Source organism: Citrobacter sp. SX206 (genome assembly GCF_024181025.1).
GTDB lineage: Bacteria > Pseudomonadota > Gammaproteobacteria > Enterobacterales > Enterobacteriaceae > Citrobacter > Citrobacter youngae.
The window spans coordinates 851312-863722 of record NZ_CP049738.1 but is presented as its reverse complement, the minus strand read 5'-3'; the positions used below and the strand labels follow the sequence as shown (position 1 = coordinate 863722).

Below are 12411 nucleotides of genomic sequence, written 5' to 3'. Positions count from 1 at the left end.
AAACCTCATCATTAACGTATTCACCTGTTCACTGCAAACAACGCATTAAGCGTGTTCTGAACAGGGCAAGACTCTGTGCTGAACGCGTCAGCCTCTTCTCTTTGTAAGAATCAGTCCGTGACAGAAAGCGCATCATAGTGGAAGCCATCAAATTGCGCAATTTTTATACAATCATCACGACTGATTAAATCGAAAAATCGGTAACAGGTAACGCTGAGACTGTAAAACAATGGTCTCCAGCGTATCAGCATCCAGTTGACGCCACAGACGTTGATACCAGATGTCATCACCTTCACCGCGTACCATCATGTTGCCTTCATAGGCCTGCAGAAACTTACTGCGCGCTTTTTGCAACGTATCATCGTCATCTAACATGGCATCATTTACGGCGTCATAACAGGTTTTTATCCACGCCCCACCACTTTCCGGTAATACCAGTAGCGGCGATGACATGCCTTCCCGATATCCCTCAATAAGTTGCGACAGATACTGTAACGCCTGTTCGGCCTCCAGTGGAGGGAAACGCCACTCGCCGTCTTTGCGTAAGAACAACCGGCTTTCTCCCGTACCGCCACTCGCACAATAGACAAGATGTTCCAGCCAAAGTTGCACACCCTGCGCAATGCTGATCAAAGATGGGCGCCAGCGCAACAAACCGTCCTCTTGTACCTGCGGCAACCAACCGGTGATTTGCACGCCGTTACAGGTAAGATCGATTTCCATGCTCTGACAAGGCTGACGACAGGCGATAATGCGTTCAGCCAGCGTCTGCATCTCCTGACGCTGCGTATCCCACAGAATTTCACCAAATGGCCCATAGGGAAGCGCACCCGCCGCACGAAAACGGCGAAACAATCGTTCAGCGTCGTTCTCTTCAACCAGGGTATTAAGCAACTGCTGATTAAGCTGATAGCGGCTGAGCCCTTCGAGGATAAAGGGTTCTGTTTCCGGGATTTCGCTCTCTTCAGAGCGGAAATTTACCCTCAGGCGCATCTGGAAAAACGCCCGCACCGGATGAGCCCAAAAGCGTTGCAGCGTTTCCAGCGTCAGGGTTTCAGGCATTGTAAAGGGGAGCGGCTGGACAAAATCCGTGTGCGCTTTGCCTGACAGGCTTGCCGCTGGCAACCACTCCCGGGCATAGCTTTGCTGCTCACCTGGCAGATAGTTTTGTGCATCAAAGGGCATACGGGTATGTAAACGGGTAATGTGCGCTTTTACTTTCGCTTCACTTTGATCGCTAGTGAGTAATTCATCGCCCGGCAAATAGTGGCTTTGCCCAATGTAATCCATAAGTTCCTGCACCAGCACCGACGGGAAGCGTTCACTGTTATCCTGGATTGAGCGGCCGATATAGCTGATATAGAGCGTTTGTTGCGCCGAAATCAGGGCTTCGAGGAACAGATAGCGGTCATCATCACGGCGGCTTCGGTCACCACGCCTCGGTTTTTGGCTCATCAGATCAAATCCCAGCGGCGCAAGCTGGCGCGGATAAACGCCATCGTTCATGCCCAACAGGCACACCACTTTGAAAGGGATAGAGCGCATCGGCATCAGCGTACAGATATTGACAGGCCCTGCCAGGAAACGCTGGCTGATGCGCTCCTGGTCAAGACGCTGCGCCAGTTCGTCACGTAACAGAGACAGCGGTATGGCCTCGCCATACTCGGCCCCCAAACCTTCAGTGATAATGGCCTGCCACTGCTGTTCAATCAGCGTCATCGCCGCTTCGGTGTCCGCGTCCGGCAGGAAGAAATCATTAAGCATGTCCCGGCAAACGGGTAACCACTCTTCCAGCGGGCGTTCCTGTGCTAACCCTCTGCGCCAGATGTTTAGCTGCATCAGCAACGAGGCCAAATGCCCGACTAACTCGGCAATCAAACCACTGGACTCATCATAGGGCAATACCGACTGCCACTCCCCCTGTGCGCTTTCCATCGCATAGCCCAGCAGCATACGTGTTAAACCAAATTGCCAGGTATGCTGGCCAGTTGGAGGAAGCGCGAGTTCGCGCACGTTGTCGTCGTCAATGCCCCAGCGAATTCCAGATTCATTGACCCACAAACGAAGATAGCGCAACCCTTCTTCATTGATGTTGAAACGCGCAGCCAGCACAGGCACATCCAGTAATGCCAGGACATCCTCTGAGACAAAACGGCTGTCCGGTAGCGAAAGCAGGCTAATAAACGCCTGTAAGACGGGATGAGACTGACGCGCCCGGCGATCGGAAATAGCATACGGCAGGTAACGATCGGCCGGTGCACTGCCAAAGACAGCCTGAATAAATGGACTGTAGCTGTCGATATCCGCCACCATCACGATGATGTCGCGCGGCGTCAGTGTTGGGTCCGCTTCCAGCATTGCCAGCAACCGGTCGTGGAGTATTTCCACTTCGCGTTGTGGGCTATGACAGACATGAAACGTCACACTAGTATCATTCGGCTCAAGCAACCGTTTATTGTCGCTACGCGAATACTCCTCCAGGCTGACTCCCGCCACCGCATGGTTTTCGAGTTCCAGAATATCCGCTTGAATATTATGCAAAAGATTGTCAGGAGTAATGTCGACAAACGCATCCAGCTCCTGGCTGTTTTCCAATTCCGAAAGCAGATATATGTAGTCACGTCCTAGTTTTCCCCATGAGGCCAACATCGGATTCCCCACATCCTGCTCACCATCGCTGTTAAACAGTCCTTCAGCATTCTGACTATCGCGAAACAGCGGTAAATGTCGTTCTTCAAAGCTATGCCTACGCTGACGCGCCAACAGTTTAGCCAGATAAGCGGGGTCTTTAATATCCCCCCAGTAGTAACGACAGGGATTGGTAAAAAGCAGATGAATATCAATGTGCTTACCCAGCGCTTGTAATGCCTGCAGATACACGGGCGGTAGCGCGGAGATACCACAAATAAAGACGCGCGAGGGCAAGCCTTGTGGGCAGTCAGACGTATTCTCCAGGGTCTGAATAAACCGCTGATATAAATTGGCACGATGCCAGCCTGGCTGTCCCAGTTCAGCCGTGTATTCCACCAGTGCTTTCCACAATGGCGCTTGCCAGGCCTGAGCATCTCCTAGTCCTTCCACCTGCAGCCCCACCTCCCACTGCGTCAGCCATTCAGGACGGTAGACTAAATACTGGTCGAACAGATCCGCAGCGCGTGATGAAAGCTGAAACAGCTTACGTTTGTCTGTGTCGTCGGTGAGATAGTGGCGTAGCAGTGCGAAATCGTCGTTATCCAGCAATTGAGGTAGCAGCGTCATCAGCTTCCAGCTCATGCTCTGTTTGCTAAATGCGCTCTCTTTTGGGATATCCGGCAATACACGCACAAACATATCCCAGATAAAACTCGCTGGCAGCGGGAAATCAATGTTAGCGGCAATACCAAACTTCTGTGCCAGAGTCATTTGCAACCACTGCGCCATACCGGTGCTTTGAACCAGGATCATCTCGGGTTCAAAGGGGTCGTCCAGCCGCTCGCGCTCAACGATATATTCCATCAACGCTTCCAGCACATCCAGACGATTGGAGTGGTAGACCCTTAACATAGCAACTCCTGACTACTGACGATTTGGGCAGTGCAGTCGTGTCATCTGACCCTGCCTGCTCAGAGGGGAAGTAATTTTAACATTGATGCTGACACATCCCGCTATCGTTGTCTGCATTCGGTTAATTTGCCAGTTTAAAGGTGGTGAATACATATGCAACTGCGTTTGCTGCCAGGCGTGATGCCACAATTGTTGATACTGGCTTCTGACTAAAAAGCTCTTCATCAGCGCCCGCTGATATCCGGAAAGCGCGGTCACGATCATAATCATCAGCACCATTGCCAGCATCACTTCCGGCAGGCTAAAACCACGCTGTCTGTTCAGGGTATCAGACATAACGCCAGCACCTTTAACGGGCAGAAATCGCTCCAGCCATGCGCTGAGAATTCGATAGTACCCTCGATAATCATCCCCTGACGCCATAGCGATATACCTTCATATTGCGCAATAAGCAGCACAAGATCGTCGTCGAGCACACGCAGGCAGACTGTCGCACCCTGTGTGGAATAGCGTCGACACTGCGTTGCCATCTGCAAACTCCAGGGCTGCATACGTGCCCATTCCATGGCGGATTGCACCACTGCCTGATGTTGTAGCGACTGGCTTTCCGTTGCCACCCGCGACGCAAAACTCGCCTCCTGTCGGCTTACGCCTTGCAGCAACAGACTGCCAAGTACCAGGAGTAAAAGCACCATTGCAAGCGATGAAACACCTCGCTCACGGTTCACAGGTTGAATCCTGTGACGTCATAGAATACCTCAATGACCTTTTGAGGTTCGGCGTTGCTTCTCCCGCGCAGGTGCAACGAAAGCACTGGCGCAAATCCGCTGATATTCAGGCGCTCCACCTGAAATACCTCAATCTGAATAGAATCCGGATCGGTCATTTTATCCCAACCTTTTCCCACGCAGGTTGTTGCGCCACGCAAGGTTTCCAGCACCTTATCTTGAACACGAAACCCAACGGCATCGGCCTCCTTTGTCGGAATATCGTCCCAAACACCGTTGCTATTGGCATCCCAGCGTACAATCACACAGTCTCCCGCGGCTGATATCATCAGCCCTTCTCCGATACAGTTTCCCCGACAATAACCAGCCCGCTGGAGATGCTTCGCCACGGTATAGATCCGCTGCCAGAGCTCATCTTCAAGCACTAGCTGACGAGTGTTCTGCAAAATTTCTCGCTGCAGCGCAGGTAAAAATCGCGCAGCGCTGAGGAGTAAAATGCTGCTTATCACCATAGCGATAAGCACCTCAAGCAGTGAAAAGCCACGTTCACTTACCGACATTGATCCGCCTCACCGCGTTCGCAAAGTCTGATTCGTCCCCAACCAGACACCACCACACGCCATTCACCTGCAGCATTCTTCAGGTAGATATGCCCGGCCCATGCGGTATTACGTAAGCCAAAAAAAGCCAGTGACGGTGTTATCTCTGCCATCTCGACATCAGCCCAGAGTGGCGTAAAAATCAACGGTGAAACCGGCTGACACGAAGTTTGTGACGTCGCTGAGCTTGCCAGACACCATGTTCCTCCATCGCGGAGCACGTTGATGACGTGATCACGATTACGCCAGTTAGCATCTTCGCGCAATTGCAGCAGGTAATCCCGCACCTGGCTGGCTGTTTGCCATAACCGCTGCTGTTGTTGCCAGCGCTGCCAACCGTACAACCCTGATGCGCCAAGCGCCGCGATAATCAGCATTGCAATCAGGGTTTCGAGAAGCGTGTAGCCTTGTTGTTTTTTCATGTCGCCAGTATGGCGTGAGAGAAATTAATAACGAGGGGGAAATTCAGCTTCTTCGGCAAGCTACGGAGAATATTTATCGCATTACATCACGTTGCAAAATTTCAGGAATCAACGCCGCAGAATAGAATGTAAGGCAAAAAAAAACCGACGCATAAGGCGCCGGTTGTGACAGGATTAGCCTCGATCAGATAGCGACCGGTGCTTTAATGCCTGGGTGCGGATCGTAACCCTCAATTTCGAAGTCGTCGAAACGATAGTCGAAAATTGAATCTGGTTTACGCTTGATAACCAACTTCGGCAGCGCACGTGGCTCGCGGCTAAGCTGCAGATGTGTTTGATCCATATGGTTGCTGTACAGGTGCGTGTCACCGCCTGTCCAGACAAAATCACCGACTTCAAGATCGCACTGCTGCGCCATCATGTGAACCAGCAAGGCGTAGCTGGCAATGTTAAACGGCAGACCGAGGAACACATCGCATGAACGCTGATACAGTTGGCAAGAGAGTTTGCCATCCGCCACGTAGAACTGGAAGAACGCGTGGCACGGCGCCAGCGCCATTTTATCCAGTTCGCCTACGTTCCACGCGGAAACGATAATACGACGGGAATCCGGGTCGTTTTTCAACTGGTTCAGCACCGTCGTGATCTGGTCGATATGGCGGCCATCCGGTGTTGGCCATGCACGCCACTGTTTACCGTACACCGGACCTAAATTACCGTTCTCATCAGCCCATTCATCCCAGATTGAGACGTTGTTTTCATGCAGGTAGGCAACGTTGGTGTCGCCCTGCAAAAACCACAACAGCTCATGGATGATCGAGCGTAAATGGCAGCGTTTAGTCGTAACCAGCGGGAACCCTTCCTGCAGATTAAAACGCATCTGATGACCAAAAATGGAAAGCGTTCCGGTTCCGGTGCGGTCGTTTTTCTGTGTGCCTTCATCCAGCACTTTTTGCATCAGTTCTAAATACTGTTTCATGGTTCCTCAGGAAACGTGTTGCTGCGGGCTGCGACGGTACGCCCAAACCATCATAATAATACCTGCGACAATCATCGGGATAGACAGGATCTGCCCCATGCTGATGTACTGGACCCATGTGCCGGTAAACTGCGCATCCGGCTGGCGGAAGAATTCGACGATAATACGAAACGCGCCATAGCCAATCAGGAACAGACCGGAAACCGAGCCCATCGGACGAGGTTTGCGAATAAACAGGTTAAGAATGATAAACAGCACAACCCCTTCCAGCGCCATCTCATAAAGCTGTGAGGCATGGCGAGGCAAAGAGCCGTATGTGTCAAAAATAGACTGCCACTGCGGATTGGTTTGCAGCAATAAAATATCTTCAGTGCGGGAGCCAGGGAACAGCATGGCGTACTTAAAGTTAGGGTCAACGCGTCCCCACAGTTCACCGTTGATAAAGTTACCCAGGCGGCCTGCGCCCAAACCAAACGGAATCAGTGGAGCAATAAAATCAGAGACCTGGAAGAATGTACGCTTGGTGCGTTTGGCGAAGATAATCATCACCAGAATCACCCCGATAAGCCCGCCATGGAAGGACATGCCCCCATCCCAGACGCGGAACAGATACAGCGGGTTATCAAGGAACAGCGGGAAGTTATAGAACAGCACGTAGCCAATACGCCCGCCGAGGAAGACCCCGAGGAAGCCTGCATAAAGTAAGTTTTCTACTTCGTTTTTGGTCCAGCCACTGCCCGGGCGATTAGCCCGGCGCGTCGCCAGCCACATCGCGAAAATAAACCCCACCAGATACATCATGCCGTACCAGTGAAGCGCGACGGGTCCAATTGAGAAAATGACCGGATCGAAATCCGGAAAATGCAGATAGCTACTGGTCATCTGTCACCACAAGTTCTTGTTATTTCGCTGAAGTCAGACAGCAATTGATAAGCGCGCCTGCATAATGCAGGCGCTCCAAAGGTGCGAATGATAGCACAAGGGGATCGCAGCGGATGCCGGGAAGATGTAAAAGATCTGTATAGGTAATCTTTACCCCCCGTATTGCCTGATGGCGCTACGCTTATCAGGCCTACAATCCTCCGCGAATCAATCCTCCCATGCCACGGCGCTCCATAAAGGCCGCCACCTGATGGCGTACTTCCGTCGCCAGTTGCGCTTCCAGGCTGCGCTGCGCCAGCGTTTGCGCTTCGTCAAAATCGATATGGCGCAGCAGGTATTTCACACGTGCTACAGAACGCCCGTTCATCGATAAATGACGGAAACCAAGCCCAATAAGGATGGTGACACACATCGGGTCACCCGCCATTTCACCACACAATCGCAAATCGATGCCGCTTTTCTCCGCCTCCTGCGCAATCATGGCCAGCGCACGTAACATCCCCGGATGCAGGCTGTCATAAATACTGGCAACGCGTGTGTTGTTCCGATCGACTGCCAAAATATACTGGGTCAAATCGTTGGTCCCAACCGAAATAAAATCGATCCTGTTTGCTAAATGCGGCAGCATAAACACCATCGACGGAACTTCCAGCATGATGCCAATGCGTGGTTTTGGGATCTCGTAGCCGATCATCTCTTCCACTTCGCGTCCGGCACGTTCTATCAGGCGTCGCGCTTCATCCACTTCATCAATGCTGGTTACCATCGGTAGCAAAATGCTGAGGTTGCCGGTTGCCGCGTTGGCACGCAGCATGGCGCGAACCTGGATCAAAAAGATCTCTGGCTGATCGAGCGTTATGCGGATCCCTCGCCAGCCAAGGCACGGGTTCTCTTCACTGATGGGCATGTAGGGCAGTTGTTTATCGGCACCGACATCCAGCGTACGCAGAGTTACGGGCTTATCGTTAAACATCTGCAGCATACCCTGATACTGCGCAACCTGTTCTTCTTCCGAAGGAAAACCGCTTTGCAGCATGAACGGGATTTCGGTGCGATACAGGCCAATACCGTCGATCCTGCTACCCAGCTTTTCTTCATGTTCCGGGCTGAGACCCGCATTGAGCATCACCTTCACGCGCTCGCCGCTTTTCAACTGTGCAGGCTGGTTGACGTCGTCTTCCGCCAGGCGGCTCAGCTCAATTTCTTCACTGATAAGACGCTGGTATTCCTGAATCAATACCGGTTCCGGATCGACCAGCAGTTCACCGCGATAACCGTCCACCACCAGCGTGCGGCGATGCAGCACCGACGGCTGGATATCGGCCCCCATAACGGTCGGGATACCCAGCGCACGAACCATAATCGCCGCGTGAGAGTTGGCGGCACCATCCCTGACGACAACCCCTACCAACCGGTCCTGGGGAAGTTCCGCCAGCGTAGTGGCAGACAGCTCATCCGCCACCAGCACGAAACGTTCCGGCCAGGCATTCGGCCCCTGAACAGAGTCGTCAAGATGGAACAGCAGACGCTGCCCCAACGCGCGCAAATCCCCGGCGCGTTCTTTGAGATAGTTATCGCTTAGCGCGGCAAACTGTTCGGCAAACTTCTCGATGATCGTTTTAACCGCCCACTCGGCCACCGAGCCGTTATCCACTTCCGCGAACAACTCGCGGCGCAGACGGGTATCGGAGAGCAGGTGCGAATAGAGATCAAAAATTGCCGCCGTCTCTTTCTGTGCCCCGGCAGCAAAACGCTTACTGTAGCGGCGAAATTCATTTGCGGCTTCTTCCAGTGCGCCAGTCAGACGTTCACGCTCAAGCACTGGATCCAACGTTGAAGCCTGATACACCTGTTCCATCAGCGGTAACGTGGCATCCTGCCAGCCTTCAGCGATCGCCACGCCGGGGGCGGCAGGCAATGCGCGGATACGCGTTTGCCGGTATTGCCCAAATAGCGCGGTTAACTGCGACTGAGACAGAATAGCGGCCATTTGTGTGGCAAGCGTGACCAGAAAAGATTCTTCGCTTTCGTCGTACTGGCGCAACTCACGTTGCTGTACCACCAGGACGCCTAATAACTGGCGTCGCTGGATGATCGGTACGCCTAAGAACGCACGAAAGCGTTCTTCTTTCACCGAAGGAATATATTTAAAGCTGGGGTGTTTTTGCGCATCGGCAAGGTTGATAGGTTCCGCCAGCCTGCCAACCAGGCCAACGATCCCTTCATCAAACGCCAGTGCAACAGTGCGACCGCGTGGTTTTTTAAGTCCTCGGGTCGCCATCAGGTAATAACAGCGTCGGTCGTGATCGGCCAGGTAGACCGAGCAGACCTCTGTATCCATCGCAAGACAGATGTCAGTAACCAGAATATTCAACGCCTCATTGAGACGTGGGGCACTGGCCACCTTTTCGACTATTTCGCGCAGGCGGGTGAGCATAATTTGCGTAGCTTAACCTCTTTTACGTCTGTACGCAGGTGCGCTTTGCGGCTTAGGAGTGCTCTCCTGAAGCGCCATCACAACACTTGCGAATTCTTTCATCACCCTGCGATAGACATCGCGTTTAAATGACACCACCTGTCGAACCGGATACCAGTAACTCACCCAGCGCCAGCCGTCGAACTCAGGTGTACTGCTGGTTTGCATATTGATTTCAGCATCGCTACTGACCAACTGCAAAAGAAACCATTTTTGTTTCTGGCCGATACAAACCGGCTTTGTGTCCCAACGCACCAAACGTTTCGGTAACTTGTAACGCAACCAGTTACGAGTAGAAGCAAGGATCCGCACATCTTTACGACTCAGACCTACTTCTTCAAAGAGTTCCCGGTACATCGCCTGCTCTGCTGTCTCTCCTGCATTTATCCCGCCTTGCGGGAATTGCCAGGAGTGCTGACCAAATCGCCGGGCCCACATGACCTGCCCCTGGCGGTTACAAATTACTATCCCTACATTCGGGCGGTAGCCATCGTCATCAATCACCGGACTACCTCAACATAAACCTTATATACAAACGATTGTTTCACACTCCAGAGGGGCGGTAAACCACTCTGTTAAGGGCGCGATATTCTAATAACAATTGAATAACTCACAGCAAAGAGCCGAGTTATAAACAGAAGATATGCTACATAGGCGATTTTATTCACCTTTTCTGTGGATATAGTTGTGAAGAAGTACGGAATTACTATGGGAAAACCCGGAGCAGTCTGAATAAGACATCCGTCACACTCAAAAAATAGTCTTATATATTCATTAAGTTAAAAGCAACAACTGTAGCTAAACATGCAGAAATGTGATGCACGTCACGCATACGATCTTCGAGCTGATGAAAGATCGACCAGCGTTGGTTTTATCCACAGATTATGCCAATAAGTTAGGCACAATTTGTGTGAAAATTCGATTTTCGTCGCACGTCAAGGCTGTAAATTGAAACAGTAGTGGGGGTTTTTCACAGTTATCCCATCTTTCTGTGGATAACATGGTGTAAGATCCTGTTCATTGTCAGTGACCAGAATTGGAAAACCCGGTTTTCTGTTGCGCAACCCTTTACATCAAAATATAAAAACCACTATAAATCATGCAATTGGATAAAGCATGTGGAAAAAGATAAACTCTGTCCACACGGTATAAAATCATTGCTCATTTTTTAACCCAAGGGTAACCCTGATGCCAGAACTCCATCCATTGATTTCTCCGCCTGAATCCGAAGCCCAGTTGCTGCACCAGGCACGGCAACTTTCGGGCTACACGCTGGGAGAACTGTCGGCGATGGCAGGACTCGTCGCGCCAAAGGATCTGAAGCGGGACAAAGGCTGGATTGGCGTGCTGCTGGAAATTTGGCTTGGGGCCAGTGCGGGCAGTAAACCGGAGCAGGATTTTGCCGCGCTGGGTGTGGAGTTAAAAACGATCCCTGTAGATAGCCTTGGCAGACCGCTGGAAACGACCTTTGTCTGCGTGGCACCGTTAACCGGTAATACCGGCGTGACCTGGGAAACCAGCCATGTTCGACACAAGCTTAAACGCGTGTTGTGGATACCCGTAGAAGGTGAACGCAGCATCCCTGTGGCTGAACGGCGCGTTGGCTCTCCGTTGCTGTGGAGTCCGAATGAAGAGGAAGATCGACAACTGCGTCTGGACTGGGAAGAGTTGATGGACATGATAGTGCTAGGCCACGTCGAACGCATCACCGCTCGCCATGGGGAAGTGCTGCAACTGCGTCCTAAAGCCGCTAACGCCCGGGCGCTGACCGAGGCCATTGGCGCCCATGGCGAACCGATCCTGACTCTGCCCCGCGGGTTTTACCTGAAAAAGAACTTCACCCGCGCATTGCTGGAACGGCATTTTCTATTCCAGGCTCAATAACACACCCTGACCTTTCGCCCGTCGCGTTACGCGCCTATAATTACCGCTTCTTTTTTTTGGCAGGACTTTGTTTGATGTTATTTGCATGGATAACCGATCCTAACGCCTGGCTGGCGCTCGGTACGCTGACGCTGCTGGAGATCGTTCTCGGGATCGACAATATTATTTTCCTTTCTCTGGTTGTAGCAAAACTCCCAACAGCACAACGCAATCATGCCCGACGAATCGGGCTGGCGGCAGCGATGGTGATGCGTCTGGCGCTGCTGGCATCCATCGCCTGGGTAACGCGGCTCACTAACCCGTTATTCGAACTGTTTGGCGAGGCGATTTCAGCACGCGATCTGATCCTTCTGCTCGGCGGATTGTTCCTGATCTGGAAAGCGAGTAAAGAGATCCACGAGTCCATTGAGGGCGAAGAGGAAGGACTGAAAACCCGCGTCTCTTCTTTCCTGGGCGCGATTGTGCAGATCATGCTGTTGGATATTATCTTCAGTCTGGACTCAGTAATCACCGCAGTAGGCTTGTCCGATCATCTGTTTATTATGATGGCAGCCGTCGTGATTGCCGTGGGCGTAATGATGTTTGCAGCCCGCCCAATCGGTGAGTTTGTTGATCGTCACCCTTCGGTAAAAATGCTGGCACTCTCTTTCCTGATACTGGTTGGCTTCACGCTAATCCTGGAAAGCTTCGATGTCCATGTTCCGAAAGGATACATTTACTTCGCTATGTTCTTCTCTATCGCTGTAGAGACCCTGAACCTGTGGCGCAATAAAAAAAATCCACTCTGACTGACACTATCGCTCCCCCCATGGGGAGCGAATACTCCCCGCGCACCTTCCTTCTCTCACAGATTAAGATTTTACTGCTTTCGTCCTGCACAACTTCGCGTTATTACTAA

Annotated in this window: 11 protein-coding genes; 2 read left to right on the top strand and 9 right to left on the bottom strand. The window is 51.9% G+C overall.

What is annotated here, in order from left to right:
• Positions 1-174: 174 nt before the first annotated feature.
• The 9 genes from recC to rppH all read right to left on the bottom strand — a co-directional run bounded on the left by recC (position 175) and on the right by rppH (position 10133).
• On the bottom strand, positions 175-3543 hold the full coding sequence (gene recC / locus G8S19_RS04200) for an exodeoxyribonuclease V subunit gamma (RefSeq protein WP_048213104.1): 3369 nt from the start codon (positions 3541-3543) through the stop codon (positions 175-177).
• Between the two features lie 12 nt (positions 3544-3555).
• On the bottom strand, positions 3556-3879 hold the full coding sequence (locus G8S19_RS04195) for a prepilin-type N-terminal cleavage/methylation domain-containing protein (RefSeq protein WP_101741609.1): 324 nt from the start codon (positions 3877-3879) through the stop codon (positions 3556-3558).
• Positions 3864-4271 (bottom strand): DUF2509 family protein, encoded by a 408-nt coding sequence (locus G8S19_RS04190; protein ID WP_048213106.1) that lies wholly within the window; start codon positions 4269-4271, stop codon positions 3864-3866. The genes G8S19_RS04195 and G8S19_RS04190 overlap by 16 nt, the downstream gene beginning before the upstream one ends.
• On the bottom strand, positions 4268-4831 hold the full coding sequence (locus tag G8S19_RS04185; protein ID WP_101741608.1) for a prepilin peptidase-dependent protein: 564 nt from the start codon (positions 4829-4831) through the stop codon (positions 4268-4270). Before G8S19_RS04185 ends, G8S19_RS04190 begins: the two co-directional genes overlap by 4 nt.
• Entirely contained in the window at positions 4822-5292 is a 471-nt protein-coding gene (locus G8S19_RS04180; protein ID WP_124020875.1) for a prepilin peptidase-dependent protein, read from the bottom strand. Before G8S19_RS04180 ends, G8S19_RS04185 begins: the two co-directional genes overlap by 10 nt.
• A gap of 184 nt (positions 5293-5476) precedes the next feature.
• On the bottom strand, positions 5477-6271 hold the full coding sequence (gene thyA / locus G8S19_RS04175) for a thymidylate synthase (RefSeq protein WP_005123418.1): 795 nt from the start codon (positions 6269-6271) through the stop codon (positions 5477-5479).
• Between the two features lie 6 nt (positions 6272-6277).
• Positions 6278-7153 carry a prolipoprotein diacylglyceryl transferase gene (gene lgt / locus G8S19_RS04170; protein ID WP_048213109.1) on the bottom strand — a complete coding sequence of 292 codons (876 nt, stop codon included), beginning with the start codon at positions 7151-7153 and terminating at the stop codon, positions 6278-6280.
• Between the two features lie 190 nt (positions 7154-7343).
• Complete coding sequence (gene ptsP / locus G8S19_RS04165) at positions 7344-9590, bottom strand: phosphoenolpyruvate--protein phosphotransferase (RefSeq protein WP_115642935.1); 2247 nt, start codon at positions 9588-9590, stop codon at positions 7344-7346.
• Positions 9591-9602: 12 nt separating this feature from the next.
• Positions 9603-10133, bottom strand: coding sequence for an RNA pyrophosphohydrolase (gene rppH, locus G8S19_RS04160; RefSeq protein ID WP_003825602.1), 531 nt, complete (start codon positions 10131-10133; stop codon positions 9603-9605).
• Positions 10134-10817: 684 nt separating this feature from the next.
• On the opposite strand from rppH, the gene mutH reads away from it, so the two are divergent.
• Positions 10818-11513: a DNA mismatch repair endonuclease MutH gene (mutH, locus tag G8S19_RS04155; protein WP_048213111.1), complete on the top strand. Its 696-nt coding sequence runs from the start codon at positions 10818-10820 to the stop codon at positions 11511-11513.
• Between the two features lie 74 nt (positions 11514-11587).
• Positions 11588-12301, top strand: a complete 714-nt coding sequence (locus G8S19_RS04150) for a TerC family protein (RefSeq protein ID WP_040232169.1) — start codon at positions 11588-11590, stop codon at positions 12299-12301.
• Positions 12302-12411: the final 110 nt, after the last annotated feature.